We start from the raw sequence: 18,200 nt of genomic DNA, 5'->3' as shown, positions 1-18,200 counted from the left end.
CCGGTTCCCACCCTAGAGGCCGATGCTATTGTCTATCTTGGCACCGCCGAATTCGATACGACATTCGATCTCGGCCTCGACATGGGTCCTGGACGAGATGGAACGCGCCCGCGACGGCGCTAGACCATGATCCCGAACCGAAGGTCAGCGAAGCAAAAGTGGGAACCGGTTTTCGGATAAGATCATGGTCAAACAACAAGAGGGCTAGGTAGTTGAGCGCATGCGCTTTCTGTTTCTTCTGATCCTGCTCGCCGGCACCGGCATCGGCGTCGTCTATCCCTGGGCGATGACCAATTTCTCCGGCCATGAGATCGGCACCTGGCGGGTCTACGAACAGGGCCGGTTCAAGCCGGTGACGGTGCCGCTGGCCGCTCGCGACGCGCCGGTGCGGGTGCTGGTCGACCTCACCGCCAGGGCCGAACGTATCGTCGTCTCGCAACAGCGCACGGTGCTGACGCTGACCGCCGCCACCGGCGGCAGAACGGTGCTCGCCTCGACGCTGCAGTTCACCCATTCGGAGAATCCGCGCCAGGTCAGCCCGCAACTGCCGGACAAGGTCTTCCGCGATGAGGCAGGCCTGATCGCGACGGTCAGCCCCGGCCCCTACATCTTCACCGTTGGCCCCGGCGATGCCGAGGGCATCGAGATGCGGGCGGTGGACCTCTTGCTGCGCTCCGGCGTCGGCGAGATCGACAGCCGGGCGCGGCCGGTCGGGTTTTCGCTGATGGCGGCCGGCCTGATCGGATTGCTGTTAGCGCTGCGTTTCGGCGGCGGCGGCCGGCCGCAAAATCCGAATTCGCAGCCGCCACCGCCGCGCTGGGGCAGGGGCTCGAATTAGCTCGTGAATTATCGCCACGCCTATCACGCCGGAAACTTCGCCGATGTCGTCAAGCATGTCGTGCTGAGCCGGCTCGTCGAATATCTGAAACAGAAGGACAAGGCGTTTCGCGTCATCGACACCCATGCCGGCATCGGCCGCTACGACCTGTCGTCGACCGAAGCGCAAAAGACCGGCGAATGGCAAGGCGGCATCGGCCGGCTGGTCGATGCCGCATTGGATGCGCCGGCGGCAGCACTCCTGGCGCCTTATCTGGAAGCCGTCCGTTCGCTCAATCCCGAAGGCGGCGTGAAAAAATATCCGGGCTCGCCGCTGATCGCGCGTCATCTCATGCGCAAGCAGGACCGGCTGTCGGCGATCGAATTGCATCGCCAGGATGCCGCTAAGCTGAGGGCGCTGTTCCAAGGCGATTTCCAGACCCGGGTGATCGAGCTCGACGGCTGGCTGGCGCTCGGCGCGCATCTGCCGCCGAAGGAAAAGCGCGGCCTCGTGCTGGTCGATCCGCCGTTCGAGGAGGAGGGCGAGTTCGCCCGCTTGGTCGACGGGCTGCAGAAAGCGCACAAGCGCTGGCCGGGCGGGATCTATGCGCTGTGGTACCCGGTCAAGGATCGCAAGGCGGTCGCCGCCTTCCGGAAGGCGCTGGTGCAGTCGGGCATTCCGAAGCTGCTCGACATCGGCTTCGAGATCAGGCCGCCATCGGCCGAGCCCAGCCTCGACGGCAGCGGCATGGTGGTGGTCAACCCGCCGTTCACGCTGGAAGGTGAATTGCGCACGCTGCTGCCGGCGCTACATAGGCTTCTCGTGGTCGAACAGCCGGCGCACTGGACGCTGGAATGGCTGGCGGCATAGGGCGGCAGAGCGCCTGCCTCGGTTGAAGGCAATTTCAAACTAAGAAACCATCGTCTCTACAACCGCTTGACCGCGCGCAAGCGAATCCGCACAGTGCGCGCAGATCGACCATAAGAGGCTGCCATGACTCGCTTCGCCCAATCCGCCCTTGCCGCACTGATCGCCCTTTGCACGCCGCTCGGCACATCCCTCGCTGTCACTCAGGCAGCAAAGGCGGCCGACCTTGCCGTCTATACCGACGAAGACAGCGGCGTTTGCGGCGAGGCCTGGGTGCTGAACAAGATCACCAGCCGCTTCTCCTACCAGGTGCACCACGTGCCGAATCTGCCCGATGTGGAGATCACCGATTTCCAGCGCATCCACCAGCACCGCTATTTCCCGGCCAACGACACCTGGCCGATCGGCCGCCGTTATTGCGGCGCCACCGTCAGCCTCTCCGACGGCCACGCCCGCACCATCTGGTATCTGATCGAGGAAGGGCAGGGCTTTGCCTCGATCGGCGACAACGTCGAATTCTGCGTCTCGGGCTTCGACCGCTGGATGGTCTACAACGGTCGCTGCCGCGTCCTGCGCTGAACGCGTTTAACTGGCTGCTCCGCCTCATCGAGAATTTTGCGAAGGAAGGCGACGTGACCGCGAAAGGCGCGTCGTCCGATTGACGTCGCCCTGACGCGCGTTTGCGGCCGGCGTCCGACGAACAGCTTTTCGACATCGATATATCCCGCCTTGGCAAGCGTATCGATATGCGCGCCGAGATTGCCGTCAGTCGCATCGACGATGGCCTTCAATCGGGTGAATTCCAGCGCTTCGCGCCTTTCCAGAGAATTCAGCGTCGCCATGATCCTGAGCCGCACGCTCTGGTGGATGATTTCGTCGGCAGCCATCATCGGGCCTGCTGTGGTGTCCGGCGTTCAGTCTCACTGATCTCGGCCAGCGCTACTCGATCTTGCGCGAATGACATTGCGCTGCTCCCGCGTACTGCAGAATACTCTGTGAGATGGAGTAATCTGTCAATCCTAGCAAAAAGGAACGATGCAAGCGAAGGCCGTTGCCCTCATAGAGATCAGGCAAGCTCATGGCGCAGAACGGATCGCGCTTTGCTTTTGTCGCTTGTGTAGACCGTCCGTTTGCACAAGACGACGAGATCAATGAAGCAGCGCATCATGGTGTTGCCGGTCGATGATCAACGAGCAAAAACGCTTGCTAACCTTCAGCGTTTCGTAGCGGGATTGGTTCCGGTAAAGCGGGCAGAATGTCTGTCGCAAACCCTCGGCAAAGGTCGAAGAGCAGCAGCGGCATTTTGTGAAATCAGCGCGAGCTTGTGTCGCCTGTAACCAAAACTTAAACTGCAAAATTCATGCTGATGCTTCGCTGGCTAGCAAGCCGCGAGTCAGATATGCATTGCACGCCGGGTCACTAATGGCCGTCGGCACAACGGAAGGGGCATGACATGGCTAAACAGTCATCCAAAGCGCCGGCATCCAAGTCACCGGCAAAGAAGTCACCAGCAAAGAAAGCACCGGCAAAAGCAGCGGCGGCGAAAGTCGCAACCGCTGTGAAGAAAGCGGCACCTGCTGCCAAGCCGAAGGCCGCCGCGGCCAAGGCAAAAGCAGCGCCGGCCAAGAAGCCGGCCGCGAAAGCCGCGGCAAAACCGGCAGTGAAGAAAGCAGCGCCTGCCAAGGCCAAAGCGGCACCTGCCAAGGCCAAGGCTGCGCCGGCCAAGGCAAAAGCAGCTCCGGCCAAGAAGCCAGCTGCAAAGGCCGCGGCAAAGCCGGCAGTGAAAAAAGCTGCACCTGCCAAGACTGCACCGGCCAAGAAGGCTGCGCCCGCAAAGAAAGCGGCGGCAGCGAAGTCTTCCGCAGCCGTGAAGAAAGCAGCGCCTGCGGCCAAGCCGAAGGCGGCGCCTGCGAAGGCGAAGGCCAAGAAGTAAATCGCCTTTCTTCGCACGCGGAGGGCAGTACTGAGGACAGTTGAGGGCGGGTGCCGGACAGGCGCCTCGCTCGCTGGTTCGGTGCTCGGGCGAGCAGACAGAGGCGGAGGGAAGACAGCTTTTCGCAGCTCCCAGGACTTCGCCCTACGGCGAAGTCCGGTGGGGCATTTCCTTGCGCCCGGAAGGACAGATCTGCTCACGTCTGCTCTGCTTATCGCGTCTAGATCGATGTTGAGACAACTGCTGCTTGCTGGCGGCTGGTTTTCCCGCTTTTGGCCGTTGATCGGCGGAAGCTGATCGGTCAACAGTGCCCGCTGGCAAACAGGAACCCGATCATGCCCAGACTGCTCTACGCTGCCACGTCCCCCTACAGTTCAAAGGTGCGCATGGCCGCGCTTTATGCCGGCATTGCCGTCGATCTCGTGCCGGTAAAAACCGAAGACAAGCCGGCTGAGCTGATCGGCGCCAACCCGCTCGGCAAGATTCCAACGCTGGTGCTCGACGACGGTCGTTCGATTCACGACAGCCGCGCCATTACCCAGCATCTCAATCGCGTGTCGAAGAACGCGCTGTTTCCGCGCAATTCCGACAAGCGCCTTGAGGCGGAAGTGCTTGAAGCGCTGGCCGATGGCATCTGCGACTGCGCGCTGTCAATGGTCTATGAGCGGCGCACGCGCCCCGAAGACATGGTGTACCAGCCCTGGCTCGACCGCCAGTGGGCGAAAATAACCGGCGCGCTCGATCTGCTCAACGCCAATCCGCCAAAGCTGCCCAAGAAGATCACCGCTGGCCAGATGGCGCTGCGCGCCTGCCTTGGCTATCTCTCACTGCGCTTTGCCGGAAAATGGGAAAAGGGCCGCAGCCGGCTGGTCCGCTGGGCAGCGCGTTTCGACGAGAAGTTCCCGGAGCTGAAACCCTGCGTTCCGGGGTGAGTGCCTGAAGCGGGGCTGCCGACCGATGGGTGGCGATTTGATCTGTCGTTTACTTGCCCTGATCATTTGTCTGTCCGCTTGCGCTGGCATTGGGCTTGAACTCAGCACCTTGATGAATGGTGGCGCCTCGATATTCGGCTCGCTATGGGTGTTGATTGGATATTTCACGATCCTGACCAACGGTCTGGTCGCCGTCGTATTCGGAGCCGCCGCATTCCTCGGGGAGCGTTTCGATCACCCACGGTTGGTGGCGGGGGTTGCCGCCGTCATGGCCTTGGTCGGCGTGATTTTCGCGTTGCTGCTCCAAGGGCTGCGCACCTTGGCTGGCGCCACCGCTGAAGCAAACTTTCTGCTCCATCAGCTCAACCCTGTTCTTGTCGTATTGTTCTGGCTGCTGTTCACGCGAAAGGGGACGCTCTCGTGGCGCGATCCGCTTCTCTGGGCGCTCTATCCCCTGGTGTATCTAGCCTATGCCCTGGCTCGTGGCGCCGCTGAAGGGAAATACGCTTACCCGTTCATAGATGTGTCCGCGAATGGCTGGGTCGGGGCGATGTCAAATGCCGTCGTGATCGCTCTCGGTTTTGTCGCAGCAGCCGAAGCCCTGGTTCTGGTCGACAGGGTGCTGGCTCGACGCTGAACTTGAGATCACGCATGGCTGTGCCGACAGGCAGGCGCCGGGCACAAAAAAAGCCGGGCACGAGGCCCGGCTTTTTCGTGTCGTGGCTTGGACGACTTAGAACTTCATACCGACGCCGAAGGTGACGCGGTTGTCGCTGGACTTGACCTTGCCAACACCGTCAAAGTCCTTGTCGCCGAAGTCGGTGTAGCGATACTCGACACGGCCGAACACATTGTCGGTGATCTTGATGTCGGTGCCGACGCCGGCCGTCCAGCCGAGCATGGTGTTTTCGTCGCTGACGCCACCGGCTTCGATCTCCTGGTTCTTCAGCGCGCCGCCGGCGGTGCCGTAGAGCAGGATCTCCGGGGTGACGGCGTAGCCGAGGCGGGCGCGCAGCGAGCCTTCGAAGCCGCCTTTAGCCTCGATGCCAGCATCGTCGCCCTCGATGCCGCTATAGCCGATATCGGCTTCAGCACCGTACACGAAGTTGTCCTGCTGCCACTGATAGCCGCCGAAGACGCCGCCGACAAAACCGTCGGTGCCGACGTCGACGTCGGCATCCGTGGCATCGGCATGGCCGCTGAAGCCGTAGCCGACGCTCACACCGGCATAGGGACCGGCCCAGGACGCGACGGGAAGTTCGGCGATCGGGGCGGGTGCCGGCGGCTCTTCCGAGATCACGTCAGCAGCATAGGCGGTTCCGCCGAGGGCGAAAAGCCCGAACGCCACCGCCAGCGGTCGCGCAAATTTAAGATTGGCTTGCATTGTTCTTTACTCCTTAAGCCACAGGCACAGGCTTGCTTTTCACGAGCGCCCTCAACCCGCCGGGGGGATAAACGGATCTGGCGCTCAACGGTTCCGAATGTCGTGTCGAAATACGGCTGAAGCGAACCTGAACTTGGGTCATTACCGGGCACGAATGAGGCCGAACTTTGACGTTGCATCTGCGCAACAGATGGTGTCAGGAGGCTTTGCAATGCTGCGCTGAACACGGCTTGGAGCAAGGAGTCCAGCACCCTATATTGCGGTCTGGCGGCCGAGTCCCTGGCCAGTTGCGAAAGACCGATCCGGCCGCTTTGCCACAATGCTGCCCAAGGTACGAACGGCATTTAACGCTTGGCCGGCCATATTTCGCCGTCGGGCTGAAATCGAGGCCATTGAGGATTGACAGGATGAGCAAGGCCGCTGGAACGGCACTGGTGACGGGCGGGGGCAAGCGGATCGGCAAGGCTATCGTCGAGGATCTTGCCGCGAACGGTTTTGCCGTCGCCATCCATTGCAACCGCTCGCGGGCCGAGGCGGAAGCGCTGGCCGCGCGGATCAATGGCGGCCATTTTGGCCAGGATGGCCGCGCCGCTGTGGTCGCCGCCGACCTGACCGATATGGCCGCGGTCGGCGACCTGGTCGGCCGCGCCGAAGCCGCGCTCGGACCTGTTACACTGCTGGTCAACAATGCCTCGCTGTTCGTGGACGATACGGTTCAGGACTTCGACTGGCTTGCCTGGGACCGCCACTTCGCCATCCATGTGAAGGCGCCGGCACTTTTGGCGCAAAAATTCGCCCGCGCGCTGCCGGAAGGCCAGGAAGGGCTGATCGTCAATATGATCGACCAGCGCGTTTGGCGCCCGACGCCACGCTATTTCTCCTATGCGCTGTCGAAATCGACATTGTGGACGCAGACGCAGATGATGGCGCAGGCGCTGGGACCTCGTATTCGCGTCAACGCCATCGGCCCCGGCCCGACGCTGAAGAGCGCACGCCAGGACGACAGCGATTTTGCCGCTCAGGTCGACGGCCTGATCCTGAAGCGCGGCCCGGAATTGCCTGAATTCGGCGCCACCATCCGCTATCTCTGGGGCGCGCGCTCGGTCACCGGCCAGATGATAGCGCTCGACGGCGGCCAGCACCTTGCATGGCAGACGCCGGATGTGACAGGCATTGTCGAATGAGTCCCATGGACCAGAAACACAAACGAGGCAGCGCCGCCGACGACCTGCCCCCCGATATCGACATCGAGGACGAGGCGGCGGAGGAGATCGTCGAGTCTTCAGCTCCCGGTCCCAGTGGCCCGGAGGTCGCCTTCACCGCCATCGATTGGACGCCGCATGCCGGCGATGCCGACGGCATGGTCGGCGCCGAAGTCATCCAGACACTGGTCAAACGGCTGCCCAACGCGCCCGGCGTCTACCGCATGATGAATGCCGCAGGCGACGTGCTCTACGTCGGCAAAGCCCGCAGCCTGAAGAAACGGGTGACCAATTACGCGCAAGGCCGTTTCCACACCAGCCGCATCGGCCGGATGGTGCGCGAGACGTCGACGATGGAATTCGTCGTCACCCGCACCGAGATCGAAGCGCTGCTGTTGGAAGCCAACCTTATCAAGCGCTTGCGGCCGCGCTTCAATGTTCTGATGCGGGACGACAAGTCGTTCCCCTATATCCTGCTGACCGGCGATCATGTCTCGCCCGGCATCTACAAGCATCGCGGCGCGCGTTCGCGCAAGGGCGACTATTTCGGCCCCTTCGCCTCGGCCGGCGCGGTCGGCCGCACCATCAATTCGCTGCAGCGCGCCTTCCTGCTCAGGAGCTGCACCAACTCCTTCTACGAGAACCGCACCCGGCCTTGCCTGCTGTTCCAGATCAAGCGCTGCGCCGGCCCGTGCACCGGCGAGATCTCGCATGGCGACTATGCCAGGCTGGTCGCCGAGGCGAAGGACTTCCTCTCCGGCCGCAGCCAGAAGGTGAAGACCGATATCTCCGCCGCCATGCAGCAGGCCTCGGAAAATCTCGATTTCGAGAGGGCCGCCATCTATCGCGACCGGCTGGCGGCGCTGTCGCATGTGCAGAGCCACCAAGGCATCAACCCGCAGACCGTTGACGAGGCCGATGTCTTCGCCATCCACCAGGAAGGCGGCCAGGTCTGCATCCAGGTGTTCTTCTTCCGCACCGGCCAGAACTGGGGCAACCGCGCCTATTTCCCCAAGGCCGATCCGGCGCTGGAGGGATCGGAAGTGCTGGGCTCGTTCCTGGCGCAATTCTATGATGACAAGCCGACGCCGCGCGCCATCCTGTTGTCGCATGGTGTCGAGGACCAGGAATTGCTGGCGGAGGCTCTCTCCACCCGCGCGGGTCGCAAGGTGGCGATCTCGGTGCCGCAGCGCGGCGAGAAGAAGGATTTGACTGACAACGCACTGCAGAATGCCCGCGAGGCGCTCGGCCGCCGACTGGCCGAAACCTCGACGCAAGGGCGGCTGCTCACTGGCTTCGCCGAGACCTTCGGCCTGAAAAAGCCGCCGGCGCGCATCGAGGTCTACGACAACTCGCACATCATGGGCACCAACGCCGTCGGCGCCATGGTCGTCGCCGGGCCGGAAGGCTTCGTCAAGAACCAGTACCGGAAATTCAACATCCGCTCGACCGAGATCACGCCGGGAGACGATTTCGGCATGATGCGCGAGGTGATGGAGCGGCGCTTTTCGCGGCTGCTGAAGGAACATGGCGATGTGCCGCAGAGCGAACTGCCGGCGGACGACGCCGCCCCGAGTGAACAGGAGGACGACATCGAGGACACCGGCGGTTTCCCGGCCTGGCCCGACGTCATCCTCATCGACGGCGGCCAGGGCCAGATGACGGCGGTGCGAAAAGTGCTCGCCGATCTCGGCATCGAGGACCGTGTCGTGGCAATCGGCATCGCCAAGGGACAGGACCGTGACGCCGGCCGCGAACGCTTCTTCGTCAGGGGCAGGGATTCGTTTTCGCTCCCAGTTCGTGATCCGGTGCTCTACTTCGTCCAGCGGCTGCGCGACGAGGTTCACCGCTTCGCCATCGGCTCGCACCGCGCCCGCCGCAAGAAGGAGATGGTCAAGAGCCCGCTCGACGAGATCAGCGGCATCGGTCCCGGCCGCAAGCGTGCGCTGCTCATGCATTTCGGCACCGCCAAGGCGGTTAGCCGCGCCGCGATCGAGGATTTGGTCAAGGTCGATGGTATATCCGAGCAGGTGGCGAAGCTGGTCTACAACCATTTTCACGAGAGTTGATGGATTGCTATTTTCGGTTGGTCCATCGACTATCGCCTGTTGACCCCCCACATTCGCTTCTGATTTGAGTACGCAGGCAGAAAGAGTTCCCAAAAATATGGCCCAGCGCGCATTCAACCTGCCCAACATGCTCACCTACGCCCGCATCCTTGCGGTGCCGCTGGTTGTGCTGTGTTTTTTTCTCGAAGGGCATCTGAAGTCGAGCGACTTCGCCCGCTGGTCGGCGCTGATCATTTTCCTGCTCGCCTCGATCACCGACTATCTCGACGGCTATCTGGCGCGCGCCTGGCAGCAGACCTCGAATATCGGCAAGATGCTCGACCCGATCGCCGACAAGTTGCTGGTCGCTACTTGCCTGCTGCTGCTGGCGGCCGACACCGATCGCCATGCCGGCATCGCCGGCTGGTCGCTGTGGGCGGCGATCATCATCCTGTGCCGCGAGATCCTGGTCTCGGGCCTGCGCGAATATCTGGCGGCGCTGAAGGTCTCGGTGCCGGTGACGCAGCTGGCAAAGTGGAAGACCGCCATCCAGATGGTCGCCATCGCCTTCCTGCTGGCGGGACCTGCCGGCGACAAGATCTTCCCGCTGACCACGCAGACCGGGCTGGTGCTGTTGTGGATCGCCGCCTTAGTCACGCTTTATACCGGCTACGACTATTTCCGCGCCGGCCTCAAGCACATCATGGACGAGTAGGATGTCGACGAAGCTCATTTATTTCGCCTGGGTGCGCGAGCGGATCGGCAAGCAGGAAGAGGATGTCGAATTGCCCGCCGGCATCGAGACCGTAGCCGACCTGCTGCGCTGGCTGAAATCGCGCGGCGAGGAGTACGAGAACGCGCTGCAATATCCTGATGTGATCCGCGTCGCCATCAACCAGGAACATGTCGAGCACCGCGAGAAGATATCAGGCGCGCGCGAGATCGCGCTGTTCCCGCCGATGACGGGTGGCTGAAATGCCTGGCGCGGTCGTGCCGACGGTGCGTATCCAGGCGGAGGATTTCGATGTCGCCGCCGAGATCATCAAGATGACGCAAGACCGCGCCGACATCGGCGCCGTGGTGACTTTCTCGGGTCTCTGCCGCGATGAGGCGGGCAGGCTCGCGGCACTCGAGCTCGAACATTATCCCGGCATGGCCGAGGCCGAGATCGGTCGCATCGCCGCCGAAGCGGTCGGCCGCTGGCCGCTGCAGGGGCTCACCGCCATCCATCGCCATGGCAGGATAGCGCCAGGCGAAAACATCGTGCTGGTGGTCGCGGCCTCCGCGCACCGGCAGGCGGCGTTCGAGGCGGCGAATTTCCTGATGGATTATCTGAAATCGCGCGCGCCGTTCTGGAAGAAGGAACACCATACCGACGGCTCGCAAGGCGGCTGGGTCGATGCCAAGGAGGCCGACGACGAGGCCGCAAGCCGCTGGAAGCAGGCCGTGCCGAAACGAAATTGATGCTTCGCGTCACCGCCAGAGGCGTGGAAGCCCATCAGCCCTTGTCGGCGCCGATCCAGTGATCGAGCGCAATCCGGCCGGGTCCCCACGCCATGATGCCAAGCGCCATCGCCGCCCAGGTGATGTGCAGCGGCCAGCCGTCCGGCACGGTGAGCTGTATGACCAGCGTCATCAGCAGCAGGCCGAATGCCGCCAGTCGTGTCGCCAGGCCGAGGACAAGAAGAATTGGCAGCAGGATTTCCGCCGATCCTGAGACGAACGCCACCAGCCCAGGTGCGGGGAAATCGTAAGGGCCGCCGGGCAGATGCAGCTTGAGTTCCGAGCTGAAAAGCAGCACTGCGACGTCATTCAGCTGCAAAACACCGTCCCATTTGTTGATGCCCGACCGCCAGAACGGGACGGCGAGTGCGCAGCGCAGGACGAGCTGCGTCAGCGACGGTGTGGCACTCGTGCGAAGGGCTCTATTCACCCTCTCGACGAGGGCGGCGATCCCTCGCGGCTCGGTGCTGGCGTTCTGCCCATGGTTCGTCATGGTCATCCTCCCTGGTGTGCCGCTGTGAAGGCGCCCGCTTGCAGCAGTCCGGCAATGTTGGCGGAAAGATCGAATTCGGCACGCTCCGCAAATGCCGCCGCGGCCGCCGCGCCGAGCGGCTCGCCCGTCATGAGACGATCCAAGAAAACTGCGCCGCCGGGCGGCAGGTGGCGAACAAAGACTTCGAGGCCGGGCCGCGTGACCAGCGCGTCTTCAGGGCCGCCCGCCTGGATCCGCCCGACAGGACCGTCGCTCCGGTTTGCCGCAAAGATCGTTACGACCGGATAGCGCGAGCATATGGCGCGCGTTGCCGGGTGCGGCATGAACACGGTATCGGCCAGTCGTTCGGGCGGGATCGACGCCAGCGCTCCGGAAGCCAACGGTTCCGCGTCAGCGGCATGATAGGCGTCGAGCCAGGCCCGCTCTAGGCGCGCCACGTCGGCCAGCCAGGGCATCGATTGCGCGTATTCGTAGCACTCGATGAAATCGGGAAAGTCGCGGCCGTATTCGAACAGAAGCGGCGAGGTGGGCGGCGTTTCGCGAACATGAAAGCGCGCCATCGCGCGAAAGAAGTCCGGGCCGGTGATGCGCATCGTCGCCGGAAAGCTGGCGGCCAGCGCATCGATCAGACTGACCGTGACGTTGTTGCGGTAGACGGCATATCGCTTGACCGCAGCTTTGCCGTTCGGCCCCGAGACAGCGCCAGGCGGGGCACGGTCAGGATCGAGCAAACCGGCGGTGAATGCCGCGGCATAGTCGAACCGGCGGCCGAGATCGCCCGATTGGAGCTCATCCTGCGGCATGAGCTTTTCCGAACAAGCTGTCGGCATGACGGTCGAGGATCGCTTGGGCGGCGACGGCTTCCGCCTTGAGCACCGGCCACTCGGGAATGTCGCTGTCCCATTCGATCAGCGTCGGCAGCGGCCCGCATCGGCCGATAACGATATCGAAAAGCGTCCAGACCGCGTCGGCGACCGGGCCGTCATGGCTGTCGATGAGCAGCAGATCGCCCTCGTCATCCTCCTGCTCGGCGTGCCCGGCCAGATGGATTTCGCCGACATGATCGAGCGGGAAATCCGCGAGGTAGGAAAGCGCTGAGTAGCCGTGATTGGTGGCCGAAACGAAGACGTTGTTGATGTCGAGCAGCAAGCCGCAACCGGTACGCCGCACCAGCTCGCGGATGAAATCCGTCTCGCTCATCGTCGCTTCCGGAAAAAGGACGTAGGTCGAGGGGTTCTCGAGCAGGATCGGGCGGCCGATCGCTCCCTGCACTTCATCGATGTGATCCGCCACGCGCGAAACCGTTGCCGGCGTATAGGGCAGGGGAAGCAGATCGTTGTAATAGGTGGTGTCGTGGGTCGACCAGGCGAGATGTTCGGAAACAAGCGCCGGCTCGTAGCGATCGACGAGCGCCTTGAAACGACCGAGATGGGCTTTGTCGAGCGGCCGCGGTCCGCCAATCGACATGCACACCCCATGCAGTGAAACGGGATAGTCGCGGCGGATCTTGGTCAGCGCATCGTGCGGCGGGCCGCCGGCGCCCATGTAGTTTTCGGCGTGGACCTCGAAGAAACCGTCTTTTGAGTCGTCGCCGAGGATCGCGGGTAGATGCTCGTGCTTGAAACTGGTGCCGGCAAGGCCAGCGACCCGGTGCGCCGGAAAGCGCGAGGTTTTCGACATGCGCGACGCTGGGTGAGTGGCCAGACCGTACATCTTCGTCTCCGCTTTCCGGGCAGGTTGCATTGCTTAGGACGGGATGTCGCGGGTCAGCTCCGTGGGCGAGCCCTTGCGGTCGCCGGGCAGGTCCATCGTCGTGCAGGTGCCGCCATCGACAAACTTCCAGGCGTTGCCCTGGTAATCGACAGTCGAGGTGCCTTGGCAGGTCGTGCCAGGTCCTGCTGCGCAGTCGTTCTGCCCCTTCAGGGCGACGCCAAAGCACTTCTCCTTGCCGGCATCCATCGCTGCCTTGACCTCTGCCTCGGACAGCGGCGCGGCCGTCGCAAAAGAAGCAAGAGCCGTGGCAACGGCGCCGGCCAGAAATGCCGCGCTCACGGTTGATCTTGTTGACATGATTTCACCTCCGGTTGGGTTGTTGAGCGCGCCGTTCCTCAAGCGCGCACTGGTCAGTTCGGTCCCGAGGCTCGCTGTGTTACATCTTTTGGGAACACGACTTCGTGATCGCGAGGGGGCTGGCTCGAGCAAAATTTTGCCGGTCACGCCAAAAGAGGCCGACGACAAGGACGCAAGCCGCCGGAACGCACGGTCGTGCGAATAGTCCGTGTGGGCGCCACGGAACCACCGCAATCCTGCGAGACCTTCCGATCAGTTTGGTGCGCTATGGGGAGCAGGATCATGCTGGGCAGGATCGCCGAGTTCTTCATCTTCGGTGTCGTGCCGCTGATTGTTGGCATATTGGTGGTGCCTGAGTTGTCCGTTGCTGCCGAGAAGACCCTGAAGGGCGAGGTGATGTATCGCGAGCGCATCGCGCTGCCGCCCAACGCCATGCTTTCCGTGCAGCTTGCCGATGTCTCGCTGGCCGATGCGCCAGCCACTGTCATCGGCGAGCATAAGGTCGCGCCGGCCGGCCAGGTGCCGATCAAGTTCGAGATCAGCTTTGATCCCCAGGTGATCCGGCCTGGCATGACCTATGCGCTGCAGGCGCGCATCACCGTCGACGACAGGCTGTTGTTCATCTCCGATACGCGCCACCAGGTCGATCCGCTGAGCGACGCGCCGCAGACCATCATGCTGAAGATGGTGAGCGAAAAACCGGCATCGGCCCCGGTATTCGGGCAGAGCTGGCTGATCGAATATATCGACGGCATTGGTGTGATCGCCGAGCCGCAGGCGACGTTCAGGATCGACGAGGCCGGCAAGGCCGGCGGCAGCGGCCCTTGCAACGTCTACTTCGCCACCGCCAAGGTGGATGGAGCCAAGATCGAGATCAGCGACATTGGTTCGACCTTCAAGGCCTGCGCGCGGGAGATCATGGCCGAGGAAAAGGCGCTGTTCGAGGCGCTGGCCAAGGCGGCATCATATCACGTCGACGCCGGCAAGCTCATCATCGTCGACAAGGACGATCGCGTCATCCTGCGCTTCAATGCCGCGACCTGATCGCCGCAACGAAAAAAGGCCAGCATTGCGCCGGCCTTTCTGCATATGACGTGTTGATCCGGACTATCAGCTCAGCCGACGATCTCGGTGTCGGAGAACCAGTATTTGATTTCCTGCGCGGCGGTCTCCGGCGCGTCGGAGCCGTGGACCGAATTCTCGCCGATCGACAGCGCGTGCACCTTGCGGATGGTGCCTTCGGCGGCGTTGGCCGGGTTGGTGGCGCCCATCACGTCGCGGTTTTTGGCAATGGCGTTCTCGCCTTCCAGCACCTGCACGACGGTCGGGCCCGACGACATGGACTCGACCAGCTCGCCGAAGAACGGCCGCTCCTTGTGGACGGCATAAAAACCTTCCGCCTCGCGGCGGCTCATCCACACCCGGCGCGAGGCGACGACGCGCAGGCCGGCTTCTTCGAGCATCTGGGTGATGGCGCCGGTGAGATTGCGCCGGGTCGCGTCCGGCTTGATCATGGAAAATGTGCGTTCGAGCGCCATGGGGTCGTCCTTGTGATGGAGAATGGAATTGAGGGTGGCGGGCTCTATACAAGCCGCCCGGCTTGTTGCCAAGGGGAGGTGCTCGACAGGGGAGGTGCTCAGTCAGCGCGTTATGATGGTCGAAGCGCGCCGGACCTCCCAGCCCTCCCGTTCCAGCTCCGGCACGCTGTGGTTCTCGCAGGGGTAGCCGACGCAGAAGTAGCCGATCAGCGTCCACTCGGGCGGCGCGTCGAGGATCGTCGCCATCTCGGCCGGATCGAGGATCGAGACCCATCCCATGCCTATTCCTTCGGCGCGCGCCGCCAGCCAAAAGGTATGGATCGCCATCACCGCCGAATACTCGATGGTCGCGGGCATGGTCAGGCGGCCGAGGCCATGCCCCTGTTCTGTCGCGCGATCGGCGAAAACCGCGAATTGACAAGGCGCCTCGTTCAGCCCGGCGAGCTTCAGGCGCGCATAGAGCGCGGCGCGTTCGCCGCCGAACGATGCGAGCGCCTCCGCATTGCAGTGCTCAAAGCAGGCCCTGACGGCGGCACGGCATTCCGCACTCTCGACCATGACGAAACGCCAGGGCTGGCTCAGCCCGACCGAGGGCGCAATGCTGGCAACATCAAGCAGCCGCTCCAGCGCGCCTTCGGGAAGCGGCGTCGGCTTGAATCGCCTGACGTCCCGCCGCCACCGGAAGAGGTCGACCAGCTGGGCGCGAAAATCTTCCGGGAATTGCGGGCCTGACGTCATGGTGTCGTGTTGCCTTTGGGAGGGAGTAGGGGAATAGGGCAGTAGGGGAGTAGGGGAATAGGGCAGTAAGGCAGTAAGGCAGTAAGGTAGTAAGGGAAGTCACGGCGACGCGCATACCTACTGCCCTACTCCCCTATTCCCGTACTCCCCTATACAGCCGCCGCCACCTTGCGGCCGAGGCCGTCATGCAGATCGAGGCAGCGCTCTAACCACTGCGCCACCGCATCGCTGTCGTCGAGCAACCGGTAGGGCGAGGCGATGCGCGCCCATTGCAGCGCGCCGAAGACGATGTAGTCGGCAAACAGCGGTGATTGGCCGCCGATGAACGGCTGATAGCTGAGCGTCGAGCGCAACGGCTCCAGCGAGGCGCGGAAGGCGTCTAGGCCGGTGTCTCGCGCCGCCATCACCTCTTCCAGCCTCTTGCCGAAGCGCTGCTCGCGGCTCTGGCGGAAATAGGCGGCGTTCGCCTCGTCCTGCATGGCGTGGAGGTCCATGATCGCCGCAGTGGTGACATAAGGGTGGATGGTCAGTTGCGACCAGCGTTCGATGAAGCGCGCCATCGCCTTGCCGCCGTCGCCGGAAAACAATGTCGGCCGCTCAGGATAGGCCTCGTCGAGATAGAGCGCGATGGCGAAGGAATCGGCGACCACCTTCTGGCCGTCGCGGATCACCGGAACGAGCTTTGAAACGCCGCCTTCGACAGTGGGCACTTCGAGAAAACGTGTCGGCACGGTTGAGACGTCGAGCCCTTTGTGGGCGAGCGCCATCGCCACCTTCCAGCAATGCGGGCTGAACGGACGGGCAGCATCGCGTCCGACGAGGTCATAGAGCAGAATGGTCATTGGCGGCGGCTTCCTTGCGGTCTACTAGAACGAGGTGCGTCCACTTGGATGCACAAAGTATGCTCTAGCGTTTTTGAATCTACGCATCGTGTTTTTTCCGAAAAACGGTACCGATTTTTGGGCCGATGCGGTAGGCACCCGGAACGGGGTCTTGCGGGTCGGGAGAAAAAGATGAGACAGCACTTCATGATGTTTGCGGCCTACAATCAGTGGGCCAATAGCCGCATCTACGATGCCGCGGCCGATCTCGACGACGAAGAATTCCACCGCAATGTCGGTGCTTTCTTCGGCTCGATAATGGGCACGCTCAACCATGTTCTGACCGCCGACCGCATCTGGATGAGGCGGTTTACCGGCGAGGGCGACGCGCCGGCCAGGCTCGACACGATCCTGCACCGCGCCTTGCCGGGCTTGCGGCTGGCGCGCGAGGCCGAAGACAAGAGGATCATCGACTGGGTCGGGGCGTTGAGCGACAAGGCTTTGTCCGGCCGCTTCTCCTACATGACCGTCTCTGACATGCGCACCGTGTCGCAGAGATTGGCGCCGGCGCTCGATCATTTCTTCAACCACCAGACCCATCACCGCGGCCAGGCGCACACGATCCTAACCGTTCTGGGCCGGCCTTCGGTGTCACTCGACCTGACGCTGTTCCAGCGTAGCGACGAGGGGCGCGCCTACGCCTGATTTGGGATCATCCGGATCGATCATGATCGATTGAAAGTAAAACCCGTCGAAGATGTGCAGCATCTCGACGGGTCACGCTCGCAAAGGAGGCCTAGCCAGGCGTCAGGCGGCGTATCCGCCCTGGCCTCGGGCGACCGGCTTGACTGAGACCGCCGGCTGCGCCGAAGGCCAGAGAATGCCTGCCGTCACCGCGAAGGTGATCAAGGCATCGCGTGCCGCTTCCGGCGAGATCTCGCCGGCGCGTGCTGCCTCGCAGGCCTTCACCGCCGCGCCATAGCTCAGGCGTCGTCGCGATGGCGGGAACTCGGTCAGGAACTCATGCATGTCGAAGAGCGAAGCGATCATGCGCTTATGGCCGGCGCCGACGGTAACGGCGACCGGGGTGAAGGGCATCGTGTCGTGCATTCTGGCCTCTCGTATTGGGCGGAGGTGACGGCGGACGCCGCTCTCCGATCTGGGTCGGACGCCCAGAAACGCGGATTGCGGCATCAGGTTCCATGTTGCCGAGATTTGATTTTCGCCACCAAGCTCAGTGGCATGAGCGCCGTGCCGAAGAGGCGGCCTACTTCCACATGTCACGCATGCGGGCGCCGAGGTCGACGCGCACTTGCGGCTGGCGACGCGGATCGTCCTTGGCCTGGACGCTCGCCCATGATGTCTGTTCGAAGGCACCGAGGATCGAGGCTGGGATGAAGCGGGTGCGCGAGGCGTAAACGTGGCGATCGCCACGCGCCGCCTGGCCGTGGACGAAGAAGCGCTGCGGCATGACCAGATGCAGGCCGTCCTTGGCCCGCGTCATCGCCACGTAGAGCAGGCGGCGCTCCTCGTCGATATCCTCCTTCGAGCCGACGGCGAGGTCGATCGGGATGCAGCCGTCTACGGTGTTGAGCACGAAGACGTTCTTCCATTCCTGGCCCTTGGCCGAATGGATGGTCGACAGGATCAAATAGTCCTCGTCGCGATGCGGCGGTCCGGCCTCGTCGCTGGTTGCATCCGGCGGATCGAGCGTCAGCTCGGTGAGGAAACGCTCGCGCGAGGCATAGCCCGAGGCGATCTGCTCGAGCTGCAGAATATCGGCCCGGCGCGTCGTTGCGTCCTCGTGGATGCGGTCGAGATGCGGCTCATACCAGAGCCTGACCTGTTCGAGAT

At 63.0% G+C, this 18,200-nt stretch carries 25 protein-coding genes; 13 read left to right on the top strand and 12 right to left on the bottom strand.

The window, feature by feature from the left end:
• The first annotated feature begins 220 nt into the window (after positions 1-220).
• From EOB36_RS14685 to EOB36_RS14675, 3 genes are all read left to right on the top strand, one after another.
• On the top strand, positions 221-838 hold the full coding sequence (locus tag EOB36_RS14685) for a hypothetical protein (RefSeq protein ID WP_128285113.1): 618 nt from the start codon (positions 221-223) through the stop codon (positions 836-838).
• A gap of 3 nt (positions 839-841) precedes the next feature.
• Positions 842-1,687, top strand: a complete 846-nt coding sequence (locus tag EOB36_RS14680; RefSeq protein ID WP_128243675.1) for a 23S rRNA (adenine(2030)-N(6))-methyltransferase RlmJ — start codon at positions 842-844, stop codon at positions 1,685-1,687.
• Positions 1,688-1,810: 123 nt separating this feature from the next.
• Complete coding sequence (locus tag EOB36_RS14675; protein ID WP_095483215.1) at positions 1,811-2,263, top strand: hypothetical protein; 453 nt, start codon at positions 1,811-1,813, stop codon at positions 2,261-2,263.
• Here EOB36_RS14675 and EOB36_RS14670 read toward each other — a convergent pair.
• Positions 2,233-2,574, bottom strand: a complete 342-nt coding sequence (locus tag EOB36_RS14670; RefSeq protein WP_164759264.1) for a transcriptional regulator — start codon at positions 2,572-2,574, stop codon at positions 2,233-2,235. The two genes, EOB36_RS14675 and EOB36_RS14670, sit on opposite strands and share 31 nt — an antisense overlap.
• A 261-nt stretch (positions 2,575-2,835) precedes the next feature.
• Here EOB36_RS14670 and EOB36_RS14665 point away from each other — a divergent pair, with 261 nt between their 5' ends.
• Positions 2,836-3,021, top strand: coding sequence for a hypothetical protein (locus tag EOB36_RS14665; protein WP_128285112.1), 186 nt, complete (start codon positions 2,836-2,838; stop codon positions 3,019-3,021).
• An 82-nt stretch (positions 3,022-3,103) separates the two neighbouring features.
• On the opposite strand, the gene EOB36_RS34675 is transcribed toward EOB36_RS14665, so the two are convergent.
• Positions 3,104-3,409 (bottom strand): hypothetical protein, encoded by a 306-nt coding sequence (locus tag EOB36_RS34675; RefSeq protein ID WP_206532270.1) that lies wholly within the window; start codon positions 3,407-3,409, stop codon positions 3,104-3,106.
• 543 nt (positions 3,410-3,952) lie between these two features.
• Here EOB36_RS34675 and EOB36_RS14655 point away from each other — a divergent pair.
• Together EOB36_RS14655 and EOB36_RS14650 are read left to right on the top strand one after the other, a co-directional pair.
• Positions 3,953-4,549 (top strand): glutathione S-transferase, encoded by a 597-nt coding sequence (locus EOB36_RS14655; protein WP_128285111.1) that lies wholly within the window; start codon positions 3,953-3,955, stop codon positions 4,547-4,549.
• A 25-nt stretch (positions 4,550-4,574) separates the two neighbouring features.
• The gene (locus EOB36_RS14650; RefSeq protein ID WP_206637170.1) at positions 4,575-5,186 is read left to right on the top strand and encodes a Pr6Pr family membrane protein; all 612 of its coding nucleotides are present in this window, start codon (positions 4,575-4,577) and stop codon (positions 5,184-5,186) included.
• A gap of 96 nt (positions 5,187-5,282) precedes the next feature.
• On the opposite strand, the gene EOB36_RS14645 is transcribed toward EOB36_RS14650, so the two are convergent.
• Positions 5,283-5,933, bottom strand: a complete 651-nt coding sequence (locus EOB36_RS14645; RefSeq protein WP_128285110.1) for an outer membrane protein — start codon at positions 5,931-5,933, stop codon at positions 5,283-5,285.
• A 407-nt stretch (positions 5,934-6,340) separates the two neighbouring features.
• Between EOB36_RS14645 and EOB36_RS14640 the strand changes: the two genes are divergently transcribed.
• The 5 genes from EOB36_RS14640 to EOB36_RS14620 all read left to right on the top strand — a co-directional run bounded on the left by EOB36_RS14640 (position 6,341) and on the right by EOB36_RS14620 (position 10,647).
• Positions 6,341-7,117 carry an SDR family oxidoreductase gene (locus EOB36_RS14640; RefSeq protein WP_126107110.1) on the top strand — a complete coding sequence of 259 codons (777 nt, stop codon included), beginning with the start codon at positions 6,341-6,343 and terminating at the stop codon, positions 7,115-7,117.
• Positions 7,114-9,204 carry an excinuclease ABC subunit UvrC gene (gene uvrC / locus EOB36_RS14635; protein ID WP_128285109.1) on the top strand — a complete coding sequence of 697 codons (2,091 nt, stop codon included), beginning with the start codon at positions 7,114-7,116 and terminating at the stop codon, positions 9,202-9,204. Before EOB36_RS14640 ends, uvrC begins: the two co-directional genes overlap by 4 nt.
• A 97-nt stretch (positions 9,205-9,301) precedes the next feature.
• On the top strand, positions 9,302-9,898 hold the full coding sequence (gene pgsA, locus EOB36_RS14630; RefSeq protein ID WP_095483221.1) for a CDP-diacylglycerol--glycerol-3-phosphate 3-phosphatidyltransferase: 597 nt from the start codon (positions 9,302-9,304) through the stop codon (positions 9,896-9,898).
• Between the two features lies 1 nt (position 9,899).
• Positions 9,900-10,157 carry a molybdopterin converting factor subunit 1 gene (gene moaD, locus EOB36_RS14625; RefSeq protein WP_128285108.1) on the top strand — a complete coding sequence of 86 codons (258 nt, stop codon included), beginning with the start codon at positions 9,900-9,902 and terminating at the stop codon, positions 10,155-10,157.
• 1 nt (position 10,158) lies between these two features.
• Complete coding sequence (locus EOB36_RS14620) at positions 10,159-10,647, top strand: molybdenum cofactor biosynthesis protein MoaE (RefSeq protein WP_128285107.1); 489 nt, start codon at positions 10,159-10,161, stop codon at positions 10,645-10,647.
• A gap of 34 nt (positions 10,648-10,681) precedes the next feature.
• Here the strand turns inward: EOB36_RS14620 and EOB36_RS14615 are convergent, their stop codons facing one another.
• From EOB36_RS14615 to EOB36_RS14600, 4 genes are read right to left on the bottom strand one after another with little or no spacing between them, the layout of a single operon-like run.
• Positions 10,682-11,179, bottom strand: a complete 498-nt coding sequence (locus EOB36_RS14615) for a DoxX family protein (protein ID WP_095483224.1) — start codon at positions 11,177-11,179, stop codon at positions 10,682-10,684.
• Between the two features lie 2 nt (positions 11,180-11,181).
• A complete protein-coding gene (locus tag EOB36_RS14610) occupies positions 11,182-11,982 on the bottom strand; it encodes a DNA-binding domain-containing protein (protein WP_128285106.1) in 801 nt (266 codons plus the stop codon).
• Positions 11,969-12,892, bottom strand: a complete 924-nt coding sequence (locus EOB36_RS14605; protein ID WP_128285105.1) for a DUF692 domain-containing protein — start codon at positions 12,890-12,892, stop codon at positions 11,969-11,971. Before EOB36_RS14605 ends, EOB36_RS14610 begins: the two co-directional genes overlap by 14 nt.
• Before the next feature lie 33 nt (positions 12,893-12,925).
• Entirely contained in the window at positions 12,926-13,249 is a 324-nt protein-coding gene (locus EOB36_RS14600; RefSeq protein WP_095483227.1) for a DUF2282 domain-containing protein, read from the bottom strand.
• Positions 13,250-13,531: 282 nt separating this feature from the next.
• Between EOB36_RS14600 and EOB36_RS14595 the strand changes: the two genes are divergently transcribed.
• On the top strand, positions 13,532-14,293 hold the full coding sequence (locus tag EOB36_RS14595) for a YbaY family lipoprotein (RefSeq protein WP_128285104.1): 762 nt from the start codon (positions 13,532-13,534) through the stop codon (positions 14,291-14,293).
• 71 nt (positions 14,294-14,364) lie between these two features.
• Here the strand turns inward: EOB36_RS14595 and ndk are convergent, their stop codons facing one another.
• From ndk to EOB36_RS14580, 3 genes are all read right to left on the bottom strand, one after another.
• Positions 14,365-14,787 (bottom strand): nucleoside-diphosphate kinase, encoded by a 423-nt coding sequence (ndk, locus tag EOB36_RS14590; RefSeq protein ID WP_095483228.1) that lies wholly within the window; start codon positions 14,785-14,787, stop codon positions 14,365-14,367.
• Between the two features lie 102 nt (positions 14,788-14,889).
• Entirely contained in the window at positions 14,890-15,525 is a 636-nt protein-coding gene (gene bluB / locus EOB36_RS14585) for a 5,6-dimethylbenzimidazole synthase (RefSeq protein ID WP_128285103.1), read from the bottom strand.
• A gap of 149 nt (positions 15,526-15,674) precedes the next feature.
• A complete protein-coding gene (locus EOB36_RS14580; protein ID WP_128285102.1) occupies positions 15,675-16,367 on the bottom strand; it encodes a glutathione S-transferase family protein in 693 nt (230 codons plus the stop codon).
• A 171-nt stretch (positions 16,368-16,538) separates the two neighbouring features.
• On the opposite strand from EOB36_RS14580, the gene EOB36_RS14575 reads away from it, so the two are divergent.
• Positions 16,539-17,051, top strand: coding sequence for a DinB family protein (locus EOB36_RS14575; protein WP_095483231.1), 513 nt, complete (start codon positions 16,539-16,541; stop codon positions 17,049-17,051).
• 102 nt (positions 17,052-17,153) lie between these two features.
• On the opposite strand, the gene EOB36_RS14570 is transcribed toward EOB36_RS14575, so the two are convergent.
• Together EOB36_RS14570 and EOB36_RS14565 are read right to left on the bottom strand one after the other, a co-directional pair.
• Positions 17,154-17,456 carry a DUF982 domain-containing protein gene (locus EOB36_RS14570; protein ID WP_095483233.1) on the bottom strand — a complete coding sequence of 101 codons (303 nt, stop codon included), beginning with the start codon at positions 17,454-17,456 and terminating at the stop codon, positions 17,154-17,156.
• Between the two features lie 157 nt (positions 17,457-17,613).
• The coding region (locus EOB36_RS14565) for an ATP-dependent helicase (protein ID WP_164897525.1) at positions 17,614-18,200 on the bottom strand (587 nt) is incomplete at its 5' end.

It is taken from the genome of Mesorhizobium sp. M6A.T.Cr.TU.017.01.1.1, assembly GCF_004023115.1.
Taxonomy (GTDB): domain Bacteria; phylum Pseudomonadota; class Alphaproteobacteria; order Rhizobiales; family Rhizobiaceae; genus Mesorhizobium; species Mesorhizobium mediterraneum.
This window is presented reverse-complemented; position numbering and strand designations above follow the sequence as displayed.